Source organism: Arthrobacter sp. Y3221048 (assembly GCF_059092685.1).
The window spans coordinates 106,971-122,248 of the sequence record NZ_JBNHHX010000003.1 but is presented as its reverse complement, the minus strand read 5'-3'; the positions used below and the strand labels follow the sequence as shown (position 1 = coordinate 122,248).

Sequence of the window (15,278 nt, the reverse complement as noted above, 5' to 3'; positions counted from 1 at the left end):
ACGACATGCCAGTCGTTACCATGCGCCAGCTGCTCGACAGCGGCGTACATTTCGGTCACCAGACCCGCCGTTGGAACCCGAAGATGAAGCGCTTCATCTTCACCGAGCGCAACGGCATCTACATCATCGACCTGCAGCAGTCGCTGTCCTACATCGACCGCGCCTACGAGTTCGTCAAGGCCACCGTTGCCCACGGCGGCACCGTGCTGTTCGTCGGCACCAAGAAGCAGGCCCAGGAAGCAATTGCCGAGCAGGCCACCCGCGTTGGACAGCCGTACGTCAACCAGCGCTGGCTCGGCGGCATGATGACCAACTTCCAGACCGTCTCCAAGCGCATCTCGCGCCTGAAGGAACTCGAAGAGATCAACTTCGAAGACGTTGCGGCTTCCGGCCGCACCAAGAAGGAACTGCTGCTGCTGCAGCGGGAGAAGACCAAGCTGGAAACCACGCTGGGCGGCATCCGCAACCTGACCAAGACCCCTTCGGTCATGTGGATCGTCGACACCAAGAAGGAACACCTCGCCATCGACGAGGCCCAGAAGCTCGGCATCCCCGTTGTGGCCATCCTGGATACCAACTGCGATCCGGACGAAGTCGACTTCCCGATCCCGGGCAACGACGACGCCATCCGCTCCGTCAACCTGCTGACCCGCGTGATCGCCGACGCCGTTGCCGAGGGCCTCATCGCCCGCAACAACCGCGCCGCAGGCAACACCGAAGCTCCGGCCGAGCCGATGGCCGAGTGGGAGCGCGAACTGCTCGAGGGCTCGACCGAGGCCCCGGCCGCCGAAGCTGCTGCTGACGCTCCCGCCGCCGAAGCACCGGCCGCCGAAGCTGCTGCTGACGCTCCCGCCGCCGAAGCCCCGGCCGCCGAAGCACCCGCCGCGGACACCGAGAAGTAAATCCGACTCACCGGCGGCGCCTTGTGCGCCGCCGGACTTCCGCTGGCGGCCGGGCCTGCTGTGGGCCCGCCGCCAGCGGCACCGAACACTACTTAATACGGGAGGACTGGAGTCCAAATGGCGAACTACACCGCTGCTGATATCAAGGCCCTGCGCGAGCGCACCGGCGCCGGCATGATGGATGTCAAGAAGGCTTTGGACGAGGCCAATGGAGATGCCGAGAAGGCCATTGAGCTGATCCGCATCAAGGGCCTGAAGGGCGCCACCAAGCGTGAGGGCCGTTCCACTGCCGAAGGCCTGGTTGCCGCCAAGGTCATCGATGGAACGGTCGGCGTCATGATCGAGGTCAACTGCGAGACCGACTTCGTCGCCAAGTCCGCCAAGTTCATCGAACTCGCTGACAAGGTACTGGCCGTAGCGGTTGAGTCCGGCGCTGCCGAGCTCGACGCGCTGCTGGCCGCCGACGTCGACGGCAAGCCGCTGGGCGACTTCGTCGTCGAGGAAGGCGCCGTGCTGGGCGAAAAGATTGTCGTCCGCCGGGTTGCCAGGGTCGAAGGCAAGACCGTCGATGCCTACCTGCACAAGACCTCCAAGGACCTGCCGGCACAGGTTGGCGTCCTCTTCGCCGTTGACGGCGAGGGGGCTGCAGCCACCGAGGCAGCACACGACGTCGCCGTGCACAGCGCCGCCTACGCACCGACCTACCTGACCCGCGACGAGGTTCCGGCCGAGACGGTGGAGAACGAACGCCGCATCGCCGACGAGACCGCCCGCGCCGAAGGCAAGCCCGAGGCCGCACTGGCAAAGATCGTCGAAGGCCGGCTGAACGGTTTCTTCAAGGAGATCGTGCTGCTGGACCAGCCGTTTGCCAAGGACCCGAAGCAGTCCGTCGGCAAGGTGCTGGAAGCGGCCGGCGTCAACGCCACCGCCATTGCCCGCTTCCGCGTCGGAGCGTAATCTCGGTCGCAACGCTTAGGCGAACTGGCTGATTCAGATGACAAGGGGGTGGTCACCAACCGGTGACCACTCCTTTTTCATGTCCGGATCGGCCGCGCGGCTTCAGCCGTCGGGCGGCCGCGCGGCCACTCACATACTCTTTCCCCAGAACCACGCACGCCGGGAGGCACCATGGAATCCCAGAACACCCAGACCACCGCTGACACCGGGGCCAAACGCCGCCGCGTCCTGCTGAAACTTTCGGGCGAAGTCTTCGGCGGAGGGAAGCTGGGCGTGGACCCGGACACCGTCCGGGGCGTCGCCAAGCAGATCGCCGCCACCGTCGGCCAGGTCGAAGTGGCCATCGTCGTGGGCGGCGGCAACTTCTTCCGCGGCGCCGAACTGTCGACGTCGGGCATGGACCGCTCCCGTGCCGATTACATGGGCATGCTCGGCACCGTCATGAACTGCCTGGCCCTCCAGGACTTCCTCGAACAGGCCGGGGTGGACACCCGCGTGCAAAGCGCGATCACCATGGGGCAGATAGCCGAGGCCTACATTCCGCGGCGGGCCATCCGGCACATGGAGAAGGGCCGCGTGGTCATTTTCGGCGCCGGCGCCGGCCTGCCCTATTTCTCCACCGACACGGTGGCTGCCCAGCGTGCACTCGAGGTGCACGCCGACGTCGTCCTCATGGCGAAGAACGGCGTGGACGGCGTCTACACGGCCGACCCGAAGAAAGACCCGGCTGCGGAGAAGCTCGACACCCTGACCTACGACGAAGCCATGCGCCGGAATATCCGGGTGATGGACCAGACCGCCTTCAGCCTGTGCCGAGACAACAAGCTGTCCATGGTGGTCTTCGGGATGGAGGGTGAAGGCAACGTGACCCGTGCGATTCTGGGCGAGCAGATCGGCACCTACGTCACCGCCTGACTGGCGCCGGGCCATCCGCCCGATAGCCTAGGATGGAAAAGAGCCAGGACCGCGGGCACCGCGGAATGAATGAAGGACGTGAAGGAGAGACCGTGATAGACGAGACGCTGCGCGAAGCTGCCGAGAAGATGGACAAGGCAGTCGAAGTGGCCAAGGAAGACTTCGCCACCATCCGCACCGGCCGCGCCAATCCGGCACTGTTCTCCAAGGTCACGGTCGACTACTACGGCACGCCGACCCCGCTGCAGCAGTTGGCGTCCTTCCAGAACCCGGAAGCGCGCACCCTGCTGATCACTCCTTACGACAAGTCGGCCCTGAACGATATCGAGAAGGCCCTGCGCGACTCGGATGTGGGCGCGAACCCGGCGAATGACGGCGTGGTGATCCGCGTGGTCCTCCCGGAATTGACCCAGGAACGCCGCAAGGAGTACGTCAAGGTGGTCCGCGGCAAGGCCGAAGACGCCAAGGTCTCCATCCGCAACATCCGCCGCAAGGCGATGGACACCATCGGCAAGATGGTCAAGGACGGCGACGTCGGCGAAGACGAGGGCAACCGGGCCGAAAAGGAACTGGACGCCAAGACCAAGTCGCACACGGACAACGTGGACGAGCTCCTCAAGCGCAAGGAAGCCGAGCTGCTCGAGGTCTGATGAGTACGGACCAGCCTCAACCCATGGCTGGCGATACGCCGGCTCCGGCGGCTGGTCCGGGACAACGGCCGGCCGAACCCGGACGGCGGGCGTTGCGTGCCGCCGCCAAGCCGTCCCGTGCCGGGCGCAATCTGCCGGCAGCCATCGTCGTCGGACTCTCGTTGCTCATTGTTGTCCTGGTGGGGCTTTTCCTCCTGCCGGATGCCTTCGTGCTGCTGGTGGCCGTTTTCTCGGCCGTCGGCGTGTGGGAGGTGTCCCGCGCCCTGACGGTCAAGAACATCAAGGTGCCGCTGCCGCCGCTGTTCGCGGGTGCCTTCGCCATGCCTGTGGCTGCATACTACGGCGGGCCTGAAGGGCTGGCCTTTGCCCTGGTGGTCTCCTGCGTCGCCCTGATGGTCTGGAAGTGCCTGGACAGCACCGAAGGCGCGGTCGGCAGTGTGCTCAGCGGCACCTTCATCCTCTGCTGGGTCCCCTTTTTCATCAGCTTCTCGCTGCTGTTGCTGTTGGAGGAGTCGGGTGCCCTAAAGGTTGCCACCATGCTGCTGCTGGTGGTCTCCAACGACACCTTCGGCTACCTCATCGGGGTGCTGTTCGGGAAGCACCCGATGGCGCCGAAGATCAGCCCCAAAAAGTCGTGGGAAGGGTTCGCCGGTTCGGTCGGCGGAGCCATCCTGGTCGGCGTCCTGTGTTCGGTGCTGTTGCTGGACCTGCAGTGGTGGTTCGGGCTCGTCCTGGCCGTGGCCACCGTGGCCGCATCCACCGTGGGCGACCTGGCCGAATCGATGGTCAAGAGGGAACTTGGCATCAAGGACATGAGCAACTTCCTGCCGGGCCACGGCGGCGTGATGGACCGGCTGGATTCCATCGTGTTTGCGGCACCGGTGGCTTACGTGTTCGCATCGCTGCTGGCACCCGGGGCAGTGTAGGCGCGCGGGCCGTGTTTGACGCGGTGACGTGCGACGGCCCGCATAGACTGGCAGCGTAGACAAGCGGAACGTATTGAAGGAACAGGAACCACAGGACACCATGGCGCGACGAACCATTGATGCCGGCAAGGGCAGTGCCCCGTTCGACCACGTGGACCGGCGGAACTTCGGCTACAACGCACGCCAGGTGGACGACTTCCTCGGCCGGGCCCGGGAGTATTACAACAACCCCGAGCCCGGCGACGCTCCCATCACCAGCCGCGATGTCCGCGCCATGACGTTCGATCCGGCCAAGGGCGGCTACGACCCGCGGGCCGTCGACGCCGCGCTGGACCGGCTGGAGGATGTTTTCGCCCAGCGGGAGCGCGACGCGTTGATCAGGCGCGACGGCGAACAAGCCTGGCTGACGCAGATCGGCCGCGTGTCGGCGATGCTGCGTGCCCGCCTCCACCGCGCCCCGGGCGAACGCTTCCGCCGGCCGACGAAGCGGAACGCCGTCAGCTACAACGTCGAGGATGTCGACGCGCTGTGCGTGGAGCTGCTGGGATATTTTGAGCACGACCAGCCGATGAGCGTCGACGTGGTCCGCAGGGCCGTGTTCCGTGAAGCCAAGGGCAAAGACGGCTACGAAGAAAACCAGGTGGACGCGTTCCTGGACCGCGTCGTCGAGTTGATGGCCGCGATCGACTGACGGGCTGGACCTCGTTCAGTCAGCGTGACCGGACCAGCCGGCCGAATCCAGCGTGTCCGCGCGCTCCGGGGTGTGCAGCCGTGCCATGACCCGGGCAGTGGTGGCCGGCCTGCGCGAAGCGGTAGCCCGGGACACGGCCACGGTCACCAGGAACGCCGCCGGAACGGTCCACGCCGCCGGCTGTCCCAGCGGCTCGGCCCAGGCGCCCAGCTTCGGGCCCGCCACAGCAGCCGCCAGCAGCGAACCGCCGCAGAGCACGGCCCCCGACACCATCCCGGCAATGGCGCCGGCATCGGTGAGCCCGCGCCACCAAATGCCCAGCAGCAAGAGCGGGCAAATGGTCGAGGCGGTGAACGCGAAGACCGTGCCCACACTGCCGGCCAAGGCCAGCGATTCGGTTCCCAGGGCGATGCCCAGCGGCACGATGGCCGACAGCACCGCGGCCACCCGGAAGCCCCTGACGCTGCCGCGGAAGAGGTCCTGGCTGACCACGCCGGCCAGGGAAACCACCAACCCGGAGGTGGTGGAGAGGAACGCGGCGAAGGCGCCGGCCACCACGCACGCGCTCAGGAGGTCGCCGGCCAAACCCTCCACAATCCGCCCCGGCAGCAGCAGCACCGTGGCGTCGGACTGGCCGCCGTCGGCCAGCCGCGGCGTGTGCAGCCTCCCGAGGACGCCGTAGAGGGTGGGGAAGAGGTAGAACAACGCCAGCAGCCCCAGCACCAGCTGTGTGGTGCGGCGGGCGGCGGCACCGTCGGGATTGGTGTAGAAACGGACCAGCACGTGCGGCAGCCCCAGGGTTCCGAAAAGCAGGGCGATGATCAGCGAGATATTTCGGTACAGCGATGCATCGCCGACGACGTCCAGCGACGGGTCGAAGGCCGCGCCGCCGCCGGTGGCGGATTGGCCCGACCCGGCGAGGACCAGCAGGATGAACACCACCGGGATGGCCAGGGCCGTGAGCTTGAGCCAGTACTGGAAGGCCTGCACAAAGGTGATGGAGCGCATGCCGCCGGTGACCACGGACAGCACCACCACGACGACGACGGTGAGGGCGCCCGCCCAGCCCGGCAAGCCCGTGGCGATGCGAACGGTCAGGGCGGCCCCGTGCAGCTGCGGGACAATGTACAGCCAGCCGACCGCTATCACCAACAGGCTGGTGACGCGGCGGGCGGCGGCGGAATCGAGCCGGGCCGCGGCGAAGTCGGGAATCGTGTAGGCGCCGGAGCGGCGCAGCGGGGCCGCCACGAACAGCAGCAGCATCAGATAGCCGGCGGTATAGCCGACGGGAAACCAGAGCGCGTCGATGCCCGAGATCAGGATCAGCCCTGCCACGCCCAGGAAGCTTGCGGCGGAGAGGTATTCGCCGCCGATGGCCGAGGCATTCCACCACGGCTTGACCGTCCGCGAGGCCACGTAGAAATCACCGGTGGTGCGGGAAATCCGCAGCCCGTAAATTCCGATCAGTACGGTGGCGGTACAGACGGCGGCCACCGCCGCCAGCCCGGCGGCCGCGTTCACTGCTTCGTCCCCGGATCAATCCAGTCGGCTGTCAACTCGCGGAAGCGGCGCTCGTTGCGGGCCGCCGCGCGGTTGTACAGCGCGGCGCACGCCAGGATGATCGGGTAGATCCCGATGCCCAGCAGCAGCCAGGGGAGCGGGACGGTGAAAACGGTCAGCGTGCCGGTGACCGGTACCAGCGCGATCAGTACTGCCATGCCCAGCAGGATCAGCCCGAAGCCGGCCGCCACCACGAGGGCCAGGCGCAACTGGGAGCGGACCAGGGACCGGACGAAGAGTTCGCCGACCTCGGACTGCTCGGCGACTTCGCGTGAGAAGGTGTAGCCCCCCGATGGCCGGGGCGCAGCCGAACGCGGCGCGGTGACGCGGACCCGCTCCCGGAAGCCGGCCGACGGAACCTGCGCATCGCCGTCGGGAAGCGGTGCGCCGTCCTCGGAAAAGCGGGGAACCTCGCGGCGGCCCGGACCACTGCTCATCCGCGCGGCCTCACCCGCGTGGCCTCCAGCCTGTCGCGGACGCCGGGCAGATGGCGCCGGCTGACGGGCAGTTCGGCGCCGCCGACCAGGAGGCTGGCCTTGCCGGCGCTGGTCCGCATCTGCTGGACCTGGTCCATCGCCACAAGGTAGGAACGGTGGATCCGGAGGTAGCCGGCGTCCGCCCACTGGCGCTCCAAGTCATTGAGCGGCACCCGGATCAGGTAGCTCGCGTCGGCCGTGTGCAGCCGGGCGTAATCGCCCTGGGCCTGCACGTACTGAATCTCGTCGCGCCGGATCATCTTGGTAATGCCGCCCTGGTCAACGGTGACGACTTCCGGCTTGGCCGCACCGCCGTCTTCCATCAGTTCGCAAATCCGGCGCACCGATTCCGCCAACCGGTCTGCCCGTACCGGCTTGAGCAGGTAGTCCACGGCGGCCAGCTCGAAGGCCTGCAGTGCCTTGTCTTCATCGGCGGTGACGAAGACGACCGCGGGCGGGCGGCTGAAACGGGAAATGACCTTGGCGATGTCCAGCCCGGTCAAAGCCGGCATGTGGATGTCCAGGAAGAGCGCGTCCACGTCGTGGCGTTCCAAGGCACGCAGGGCTTCGGCGCCGCTGGTGGCTTTGTGGACCTCCCCAATCCGGGAATCCCGGGCGAGCAGGTACGCCAGGGCCTCGACGGCGGGGGCTTCGTCATCGGCGACAACCACATTGACCATGGCCCACAGTCTATTCGGTACCCGGGATGAAGCTCCGCGCCGGCCACTTTAGTCCACGCGGTTGCCGGGCTGGAACTTGGGCACCCGCAGCGTGACCAGCGTGCCGGCACCGGGCGCCGTGTCCACCACCAGGCCGTGTTCTTCGCCGTAGACCTGCCGCAGCCTCACGTCCACATTGCGCAATCCCACATGATCGCCTTCGGTGCGGCCGGCCAGGACGGTGCGCAGCCGCTCCGGATCCATGCCCACGCCGTCGTCTTCAATGGTCACCACGGCGTAGGCACCGGCGTCCTGGGCGGTGAGGGTGATCTGCCCCGGGCCTTCCTTGGCTTCCAGCCCGTGGCGCACCGCGTTCTCCACCAACGGTTGCAGGGAGAGGAACGGGATGACAGTGCTGAGGACTTCAGGGCCGATCTGCAGGCTGACCTTGAGCCGGTCGCCGAACCGGGCACGCTCCAGCAGCAGGTAGCGGTCGATCGACTTCAGTTCCTCCGCCAGGGTGGTGAAGTCTCCGTGCCGCCGGAAGGAGTAGCGGGTGAAGTCGGCGAACTCGATCACCAGTTCCCGTGCCCGCACCGGGTCGGTGAGGATGTAGGAGGCGATGGCGTTCAAGGCGTTGTAAATGAAGTGCGGGCTGATCTGTGCCCGAAGCGCCCGCACTTCGGCTTCCATCAGCAACGTCCGCGAGGTGTCCAGCTCGGCCAGTTCGATCTGCGTGGCCACCCAGGCCGCGACCTCGTTGGTGGCCCGCACGAGCGAAGCCGCTACGTGTCCGGTGTAGGCGCCGACGGTGCCGACCACCCGGTCCTGGACCCGGATCGGGGCGAAGACCGCTTCCGTCAGGCCGCCGTCCCGGGCGGCGGCCACCTGCGGGACCAGCCCGTCCGGCAGCAACTGGTTGCCGCGGAAGACCTGGGTGCGGCCCGATCCGATGGTCTTGCCGGCCAGGCGCAGGGCAGACTCCGGCGGCTGGCCGGATCCGTCCCAGCCGAGCACATCGTCCAGCCCGGTCAACACCAACACCTCGGAGCCCAACAGGCCGCGCAAGTGCTTGCTCGCCTTGCCCGCGCCGGCCGGCGTCAGCCCGGAGCGCAGGTACTGGCCGGCGAGCCCCGCGGTGTGCAGCGTGGCGTAGGTTGCGCGGTCGGCCTCGGAGCCCAGGTCCCGGTAGGAACGGGTCAGTTTGAAGCCCACCAGCGCGATCACCGCCACCACCACCACGGCCAGGGCGGCGATGAGCGCGATGTCCACGGCCGGGCTGAGCATGCCCTCAAGCCTAGCCGCAGGGCCACCCGGCCGATTGCAGCTCGGCGCAGGGGAGTGCCGTTCACCGCAGCCGGTGGACCGTTGGGCGATGCGCGCCGCCGGGCTGCTGGCCACCGGGAGCGCCACCTAGCAGAGTGATCGCAGTCACACACCGAAGCGTGTGCCCGAAGAGGAGGAAAAGATGGGCAACAACCCACATCCGGACGCCGGCGCGGCCGCGGCCGTGGACTTCCGGGAGGTCCAACGCAGTCCGGAATTCACCGAACTGCGCAAACGCCACCGCTCGTTCGTTTTCCCGATGGCCGCGGCGTTCCTGCTGTGGTACTTCGCCTACGTGCTCCTGGCCGACTATGCGCACGACTTCATGTCCACCAAGCTCTGGGGCAACATCAACGTCGGCCTGGTCCTGGGCCTGCTGCAATTCGTGAGCACCTTCGCCATCACCACCTGGTACGTCCGCTACGCGAACAAGAAGCTGGACCCGATCGCCACTGACATCCGCCACAGCCTCGAAAACGAGGGCGTCGGCCTACCGGAGGACACCAAATGAGCCACGCCGTGAACATTCCGCTGGCCGTCACGGCGGACGACATCAAGGATTCAACCTGGGTCAACATCCTGATCTTCGCGCTGTTCGTCGGCGTGACGCTGGTGGTGGTGCTGCGGGCCAGCCGGAACAACAAGACCGCGGCCGACTACTACGCGGCGGGCCGGTCCTTCAGCGGCGGCCAGAACGGCACCGCCATTGCCGGCGACTACCTCTCGGCGGCATCCTTCCTGGGCATCTGCGGCGCGATCGCGATCAACGGCTACGACGGCTTCCTGTACTCGATCGGCTTCCTGGTGGCCTGGCTGGTGGCCCTGCTGCTGGTGGCCGAGCTGCTGCGCAACACCGGCAAGTTCACCATGGCCGATGTACTGTCCTTCCGGCTGCGGCAGCGCCCGGTGCGGATCGCCGCGGCCATCACCACGCTGGCCGTGTGCTTCTTCTACCTGCTGGCGCAGATGGCCGGAGCCGGCGCCCTGGTCTCGCTGCTGATCGGCATTGACTCCAGGCTGGGACAGTCCCTGGTGATCACCGTCGTCGGCGCACTGATGATCCTCTACGTCCTCGTCGGCGGCATGAAGGGCACCACCTGGGTCCAGATCATCAAGGCCTGCCTGCTGATCGCCGGTGCGTTCATCATGACCGTGTGGGTGCTGGCACTGCACGGCTTTAACCTTTCCGAGCTGCTGGGCGCCGCGGTGGAAACCGCCGGCAACCCCGAGCTGCTCAACCCGGGCCTGCAGTACGGTGTCTCGGAGGCGTCCAAGCTGGACTTCATCTCGCTGGCGCTGGCCTTGGTGCTGGGCACCGCGGCCCTGCCGCACGTGCTGATGCGCTTTTACACCGTGCCCACGGCCAAGGAGGCCCGCCGGTCCGTCGTCTGGGCCATCTGGCTGATCGGCGCGTTCTACCTGTTCACCCTGGTGCTGGGCTACGGCGCCGCGGCGCTGATTGGTCCGGAAGCCATCAAGAGCGCTCCGGGCGGGGTCAACTCCGCCGCGCCGCTGCTGGCCTTCGCGCTGGGCGGCCCGGTGCTGCTCGGACTGATCTCCGCGGTGGCATTCGCCACCATCCTGGCCGTGGTGGCCGGCCTGACCATCACCGCTGCCGCCTCCTTCGCCCACGATATCTACGCCAACGTGGTGCGCAAGGGACAGGTCGACTCCGCCGGCGAGGTCAAAGTAGCCCGGCGCACCGTGGTGGTCATCGGCGTCGTCTCCATCCTCGGTGGCATCGGCGCGCAGGGCCAGAACGTGGCCTTCCTGGTGGCGCTGGCCTTCGCGGTGGCCGCCTCGGCCAACCTGCCCACCATTGTCTACTCCCTGTTCTGGAAGCGCTTCACCACCCAGGGGGCCGTGTGGAGCATGTACGGCGGCCTCGGCGCGGCCATCGTCCTGATCGTGTTCTCGCCGGTGGTCTCCGGAAAGGAGACGTCGATGATCCCCAGCGCGGACTTCGCCATCTTCGGACTGAACAACCCGGGCATCGTCTCCATCCCGCTGGCGTTCTTCCTGGGCTGGCTGGGTACCGTGCTGGACAAGAACCGCGAGGACGCGTCCAAGCAGGCCGAAATGGAGGTCCGCTCGCTCACCGGCGTCGGCGCGGAGAAGGCGACGGACCACTGACGCGACGACGGCGGCGCGCGCCTGCTGCAACGCGCCGCCACAGATAACACTGCGGGCCCGGCGGATGGATGCCGGGCCCGCAGCCATGCTGCGCGCGGGGATCAGCGGGCGGCGTGAGCCAGGCGCACGGGTTCGGAAACGATCTTCCCGTCCCGGGTGCTGAGCCCGGGCAACAGTTCCGGCCGTCGTTTGGCCGCGGCATCGAACCCCTCGCCGGCAATGAGTTTGGCGTAGGGGAGCGTGGCGTTGGTCAGCGCGTAGGTCGAGGTGCGAGGCACCGCTCCGGGCATATTGGCCACACAGTAGAACACCGTGTCGTGGACCTTGAACGTGGGGTCGGCGTGGGTGGTCGGCCGGGAATCTTCGAAGCAGCCGCCCTGGTCAATGGAGATGTCCACCAGGACGGCCCCCGGCCGCATCCGGCTGACCATCTCATTCGTGACCAGTTTCGGCGCCCTGGCACCGGGAATCAGCACCGCCCCGATCACCAGGTCTGCCGCCAGGACCGCCTGGCGCAGTTCCAGCGCGTTGCTGGCCAACGTGGCCACCCGGCCCTGATATTGGTCGTCGAGCCGCTGCAGCCGGCGCACGTCGGTGTCCAGCACGGTGACGTTGGCCCGCATGCCCACCGCCATGGACACTGCGTTGGCCCCTGCCACTCCCGCGCCGATCACGACGACGTCGGCGTGCCGGGTGCCGGGGACGCCGCCCATCAGGACGCCGCGCCCGCCCAGCGGCTGCATCAGGGAGTACGCGCCAACCTGGGCGGCGAGCCGGCCGGCGACTTCGGACATCGGGGCCAGCAAGGGCAGCGACCTGTCCGGCAGTTGCACGGTTTCATAGGCGATCGCCGTGGTGCCGCGGGAGCACAGTTCCTGGGTGAGGGTGGCGTCGGCGGCCAGGTGCAGGTAAGTGAAGAGCGTCAGGTCGCTGCGCAGCCGGTGGTATTCCTCTGCCACCGGTTCTTTCACCTTCAGGACCAGCTCCGCTTGCTCCCAGACGGCGTCGGCCGAATCCATGATCCTCGCGCCGGCCGCCGAGTAGTCGTCGTCGGTGATGGAGGAGCCGAGGCCGGCGCCGGCCTCCACCAGTACCTGATGGCCGGCGGCGCTCAATTCATGGACGCCGGGCGGCGTGATGGCCACCCGGGACTCGTTGTTCTTGACCTCGCGTGGCACTCCAATGCGCATGGACGCCGTCCCTTCTGGTCGGACGCGGCCGGGGTTCCGGTCCCCAAACCCGGCTAGCGGTACGGGGCCTGCCCGATGCACCCGAGCTTACAGCTAGCCGGCTGCCCGGACCCCGCGGGAGAGCAGCGGTTCGATCCGGAACGGGATCAGTTCGTGCATGGCCAGTGACGTGTCGGTCCGCTCCACGCCGTCGATCGCCAGGATCTTGCCGTTGACGCGGAACAGGTCCTCGGCGCCCTCGGCGACGACGCGGGCCAGGATGTCCGCCTGGCCGGTGATGCCAATGGCTTCGAGTACCTCCGGGATGCGGGCCAACTCGTCGGTGATTTGTTGCAGTTTCGGCTGGTGCACGTGGATGTGGATGAAGGCCGCCAGCGGATAGCCCACGGCGGCAGGATTGATCCGCCGGTCAAAGGAGAGGAACACGTGGTCCTTTTCCAGGCGGGCCATGCGCGCCTGCACCGTGTTGCGCGACAGGCCCAAAATCTGCGCCAGGGCCACCACGGTCCGCCGCGGATCCTGCGCCAGGGCTCCCAGCAACCGCAGGTCGGTGCCGTCCAAATTCCGCATAGTGCGCAGACTAACACGTCCTACACCGCCCCGACAGGGCCTTCTGCTCAACTTTTTTCCGGATCATTGCGCTACTTGTGGGATGTGAGTAGTGTCACAATCAACCGCGGGCAAAGGTGCAGGCGGGGCTGTCCGGCGCCGAGAGGTCCACAAGACCTTCCCGGCCCTGAAGACGCAAAGGGAGTGTCGCAAGTGTCCTTACCAGGCACGGACCCGGCCGGTCCGCTCAACCAGGAAAGCTACATCCAACTGCTCGCGCCGGACGGAACGCGGGCCCCCAACGGGGAGTTCGACCCCTGGCTGGAGGATATCGACGGCGCCCGTCTCGCCGGTCTCTACCAGGACATGGTGGTGGTCCGCCGCCTGGACCAGGAAGCCACCGCTTTGCAGCGGCAGGGAGAGCTCGCCTTGTGGCCGCCGCTGCTGGGGCAGGAGGCGGCCCAGATCGGTTCCGGCCGCGCCCTGCGCAAGGACGACTTCGTCTTTTCCAGCTACCGGGAAAACGGCGTCGCGTACTGCCGCGGCGTGGACCTGACCGACATGATCCGCGTCTGGCGCGGCAACAGGCCCTCCGGTTGGGACCCCTACGAAATCAACATGGCCACCCCGCAGGTCATCATCGGGGCACAAACGCTGCACGCCACCGGCTACGCCATGGCGGTGAAGTTCGACGGCGACGATGCCGTGGCGGTGACGTATTTCGGCGACGGCGCCACCAGCCAGGGCGACGTGAACGAGGCCATGGTGTTTGCCGCCAGCTTCCAGGCACCGGTGATCTTCTTCTGCCAGAACAACCAATGGGCGATCTCCGAACCGGTGACCCTGCAGGCGCAAGGCAAACTGTCCGAGCGCGCACCCGGATTCGGCATTCCCAGTTACCGGGTGGACGGCAACGATGTTCTGGCCTGCCTGGCCGTGACCCGCAGGGCGTTGGAGCATGCGCGCAGCGGCGGCGGCCCGTCCTTCATTGAAGCGGTCACCTACCGAATGGGACCGCATACGACCGCAGACGATCCCACCCGCTATCGCGATGCCAACGAGCTGGAGGACTGGAAGAGCCGGGATCCGATCGACCGGCTGGCCGCCCTCCTGGCCGCCGAGGGCCTGTTGGACGAGGGGCTGCAAAAGCGGGTCCGCGACGCGGCCGACCAGGCAGCAGCCGAGATGCGCGCCGGTTGCACGACGATGGCCGAACCTGCCGACTTGGAACTGTTCGAGAACGTCTACGCGGCGCCGCACCCCGTGCTGGCAGAACAGCGCGCGCACTACGAGCGCTATCTTGATTCGTTCGACGCTGCCGAGGGAGGCCGCTGATGACCACCATGACGTTTGGACGCGCCATCAACACCGGGCTGCGCAAGGCCCTGGAAAACGACCCCAGGGTGGTGATCATCGGCGAGGATATCGGAGCGTTGGGCGGGGTGTTCCGCATTACCGACGAACTGCAAAAAGACTTCGGCGCCCACCGGGTGATCGACGCCCCGCTGGCCGAGTCAGCGATCCTGGGCACCGCCGTCGGCATGGCCTACCGGGGCTACCGGCCGGTCTGCGAGATCCAGTTCGACGGGTTCATCTACCCGGCGTTCGACCAGATCGTCAGCCAGGTGGCCAAGCTGCACTACCGCACCCGCGGCCGGGTAAAGATGCCGCTGACCATTCGGGTGCCCTTCGGCGGCGGCATCGGCGCGGCCGAACACCACTCCGAATCGCCGGAGGCGTATTTCACCCATACCTCCGGCTTGCGGGTGGTGGCAGTGTCCAACCCGCAGGACGCCTGCACGATGATCCAGCAGGCCATCGCCGCCGACGATCCGGTGGTCTACTTCGAACCCAAACGGCGCTACCACACCAAGGGCGAGGTGGACGAGAATGCGCTGGAGTCCGCGCTGCCGATGGGCAGCGCCCGGGTGGAGGTGCCCGGGTCCGATGTGACCCTGGTGACCTACGGTGCGCTGGTCCAGACGGCGCGGGAAGCGGCCCAGGCCGCCGAGGACGACGGCGTGTCGGTGGAAGTCATTGACCTGCGCTCGCTGTCGCCGCTGGACTTTCCCACCGTGGAGGCCTCGGTGCGCAAGACCGGCCGCCTGGTGATCACGCACGAGGCGGCCCGGACCGGCGGGCTCGGCTCGGAGATCGCGGCCAGCCTGACCGAACGCTGCTTCTATCATCTGGAACACGCTCCCGTGCGGATTACCGGGATGGACATCCCGTACCCTCCGGCCAAGTTGGAGCGGCATCACCTGCCGGACCTGGACCGCATCCTGGACGGTGTGGACCGGGTGCTCGGCAGGCCCAACTCGCTGACCGGACTGGAGGACTGAAT

At 67.4% G+C, this 15,278-nt stretch carries 16 protein-coding genes; 10 read left to right on the top strand and 6 right to left on the bottom strand.

Features of this window, described 5'->3' with window-relative positions; translation table 11 throughout:
- Positions 1-5: 5 nt before the first annotated feature.
- The 6 genes from rpsB to AC5RVS_RS09490 all read left to right on the top strand — a co-directional run bounded on the left by rpsB (position 6) and on the right by AC5RVS_RS09490 (position 5,041).
- Positions 6-902 carry a 30S ribosomal protein S2 gene (gene rpsB / locus AC5RVS_RS09515; protein ID WP_494107959.1) on the top strand — a complete coding sequence of 299 codons (897 nt, stop codon included), beginning with the start codon at positions 6-8 and terminating at the stop codon, positions 900-902.
- A 117-nt stretch (positions 903-1,019) separates the two neighbouring features.
- Complete coding sequence (tsf, locus tag AC5RVS_RS09510; protein WP_494107958.1) at positions 1,020-1,859, top strand: translation elongation factor Ts; 840 nt, start codon at positions 1,020-1,022, stop codon at positions 1,857-1,859.
- Between the two features lie 171 nt (positions 1,860-2,030).
- Positions 2,031-2,774 (top strand): UMP kinase, encoded by a 744-nt coding sequence (pyrH, locus tag AC5RVS_RS09505; protein ID WP_493988119.1) that lies wholly within the window; start codon positions 2,031-2,033, stop codon positions 2,772-2,774.
- Positions 2,775-2,866: 92 nt separating this feature from the next.
- Positions 2,867-3,424: a ribosome recycling factor gene (gene frr / locus AC5RVS_RS09500; protein ID WP_493988120.1), complete on the top strand. Its 558-nt coding sequence runs from the start codon at positions 2,867-2,869 to the stop codon at positions 3,422-3,424.
- Positions 3,425-3,447: 23 nt separating this feature from the next.
- The gene (locus tag AC5RVS_RS09495) at positions 3,448-4,350 is read left to right on the top strand and encodes a phosphatidate cytidylyltransferase (protein ID WP_494107957.1); all 903 of its coding nucleotides are present in this window, start codon (positions 3,448-3,450) and stop codon (positions 4,348-4,350) included.
- Between the two features lie 100 nt (positions 4,351-4,450).
- Positions 4,451-5,041 carry a DivIVA domain-containing protein gene (locus AC5RVS_RS09490; RefSeq protein ID WP_493988122.1) on the top strand — a complete coding sequence of 197 codons (591 nt, stop codon included), beginning with the start codon at positions 4,451-4,453 and terminating at the stop codon, positions 5,039-5,041.
- Between the two features lie 15 nt (positions 5,042-5,056).
- Here AC5RVS_RS09490 and AC5RVS_RS09485 read toward each other — a convergent pair whose 3' ends face one another.
- The 4 genes from AC5RVS_RS09485 to AC5RVS_RS09470 are packed head-to-tail and all read right to left on the bottom strand — an operon-like array spanning position 5,057 to position 9,023.
- Entirely contained in the window at positions 5,057-6,562 is a 1,506-nt protein-coding gene (locus AC5RVS_RS09485) for a sodium/solute symporter (RefSeq protein WP_493988123.1), read from the bottom strand.
- Positions 6,559-7,038, bottom strand: a complete 480-nt coding sequence (locus AC5RVS_RS09480; protein ID WP_494107956.1) for a DUF485 domain-containing protein — start codon at positions 7,036-7,038, stop codon at positions 6,559-6,561. The genes AC5RVS_RS09485 and AC5RVS_RS09480 overlap by 4 nt, the downstream gene beginning before the upstream one ends.
- A complete protein-coding gene (locus tag AC5RVS_RS09475) occupies positions 7,035-7,757 on the bottom strand; it encodes a LytR/AlgR family response regulator transcription factor (protein WP_494107955.1) in 723 nt (240 codons plus the stop codon). The genes AC5RVS_RS09480 and AC5RVS_RS09475 overlap by 4 nt, the downstream gene beginning before the upstream one ends.
- A 48-nt stretch (positions 7,758-7,805) precedes the next feature.
- Positions 7,806-9,023 carry a sensor histidine kinase gene (locus tag AC5RVS_RS09470; RefSeq protein WP_494107954.1) on the bottom strand — a complete coding sequence of 406 codons (1,218 nt, stop codon included), beginning with the start codon at positions 9,021-9,023 and terminating at the stop codon, positions 7,806-7,808.
- A gap of 181 nt (positions 9,024-9,204) precedes the next feature.
- On the opposite strand from AC5RVS_RS09470, the gene AC5RVS_RS09465 reads away from it, so the two are divergent.
- Both AC5RVS_RS09465 and AC5RVS_RS09460 read left to right on the top strand, forming a co-directional pair.
- Positions 9,205-9,573 (top strand): DUF485 domain-containing protein, encoded by a 369-nt coding sequence (locus AC5RVS_RS09465; RefSeq protein ID WP_494107953.1) that lies wholly within the window; start codon positions 9,205-9,207, stop codon positions 9,571-9,573.
- Complete coding sequence (locus AC5RVS_RS09460; protein WP_494107952.1) at positions 9,570-11,195, top strand: monocarboxylic acid transporter; 1,626 nt, start codon at positions 9,570-9,572, stop codon at positions 11,193-11,195. The genes AC5RVS_RS09465 and AC5RVS_RS09460 overlap by 4 nt, the downstream gene beginning before the upstream one ends.
- 101 nt (positions 11,196-11,296) lie before the next feature.
- Here the strand turns inward: AC5RVS_RS09460 and ald are convergent, their stop codons facing one another.
- Both ald and AC5RVS_RS09450 read right to left on the bottom strand, forming a co-directional pair.
- Positions 11,297-12,385: an alanine dehydrogenase gene (gene ald / locus AC5RVS_RS09455; protein WP_494107951.1), complete on the bottom strand. Its 1,089-nt coding sequence runs from the start codon at positions 12,383-12,385 to the stop codon at positions 11,297-11,299.
- A gap of 93 nt (positions 12,386-12,478) precedes the next feature.
- Positions 12,479-12,955 carry an Lrp/AsnC family transcriptional regulator gene (locus AC5RVS_RS09450; protein ID WP_493988130.1) on the bottom strand — a complete coding sequence of 159 codons (477 nt, stop codon included), beginning with the start codon at positions 12,953-12,955 and terminating at the stop codon, positions 12,479-12,481.
- Between the two features lie 192 nt (positions 12,956-13,147).
- Here AC5RVS_RS09450 and pdhA point away from each other — a divergent pair, with 192 nt between their 5' ends.
- Together pdhA and AC5RVS_RS09440 are read left to right on the top strand one after the other, a co-directional pair.
- Complete coding sequence (gene pdhA / locus AC5RVS_RS09445) at positions 13,148-14,269, top strand: pyruvate dehydrogenase (acetyl-transferring) E1 component subunit alpha (RefSeq protein WP_494107950.1); 1,122 nt, start codon at positions 13,148-13,150, stop codon at positions 14,267-14,269.
- Positions 14,269-15,276 (top strand): alpha-ketoacid dehydrogenase subunit beta, encoded by a 1,008-nt coding sequence (locus AC5RVS_RS09440; protein ID WP_494107949.1) that lies wholly within the window; start codon positions 14,269-14,271, stop codon positions 15,274-15,276. The genes pdhA and AC5RVS_RS09440 overlap by 1 nt, the downstream gene beginning before the upstream one ends.
- The last annotated feature ends 2 nt before the right edge of the window (positions 15,277-15,278 follow it).

Coding starts and splice junctions, on each gene's coding strand:
- rpsB (WP_494107959.1), top strand. CDS start 6: ATGCCAGTCGTTACCATGCGCCAGCTGCTCGACAGCGGCGTACATTTC.
- tsf (WP_494107958.1), top strand. CDS start 1,020: ATGGCGAACTACACCGCTGCTGATATCAAGGCCCTGCGCGAGCGCACC.
- pyrH (WP_493988119.1), top strand. CDS start 2,031: ATGGAATCCCAGAACACCCAGACCACCGCTGACACCGGGGCCAAACGC.
- AC5RVS_RS09495 (WP_494107957.1), top strand. CDS start 3,448: ATGGCTGGCGATACGCCGGCTCCGGCGGCTGGTCCGGGACAACGGCCG.
- AC5RVS_RS09490 (WP_493988122.1), top strand. CDS start 4,451: ATGGCGCGACGAACCATTGATGCCGGCAAGGGCAGTGCCCCGTTCGAC.
- AC5RVS_RS09480 (WP_494107956.1), bottom strand. CDS start 7,038: ATGAGCAGTGGTCCGGGCCGCCGCGAGGTTCCCCGCTTTTCCGAGGAC.
- AC5RVS_RS09475 (WP_494107955.1), bottom strand. CDS start 7,757: ATGGTCAATGTGGTTGTCGCCGATGACGAAGCCCCCGCCGTCGAGGCC.
- AC5RVS_RS09470 (WP_494107954.1), bottom strand. CDS start 9,023: ATGCTCAGCCCGGCCGTGGACATCGCGCTCATCGCCGCCCTGGCCGTG.
- AC5RVS_RS09465 (WP_494107953.1), top strand. CDS start 9,205: ATGGGCAACAACCCACATCCGGACGCCGGCGCGGCCGCGGCCGTGGAC.
- AC5RVS_RS09460 (WP_494107952.1), top strand. CDS start 9,570: ATGAGCCACGCCGTGAACATTCCGCTGGCCGTCACGGCGGACGACATC.
- ald (WP_494107951.1), bottom strand. CDS start 12,385: ATGCGCATTGGAGTGCCACGCGAGGTCAAGAACAACGAGTCCCGGGTG.
- AC5RVS_RS09450 (WP_493988130.1), bottom strand. CDS start 12,955: ATGCGGAATTTGGACGGCACCGACCTGCGGTTGCTGGGAGCCCTGGCG.
- AC5RVS_RS09440 (WP_494107949.1), top strand. CDS start 14,269: ATGACCACCATGACGTTTGGACGCGCCATCAACACCGGGCTGCGCAAG.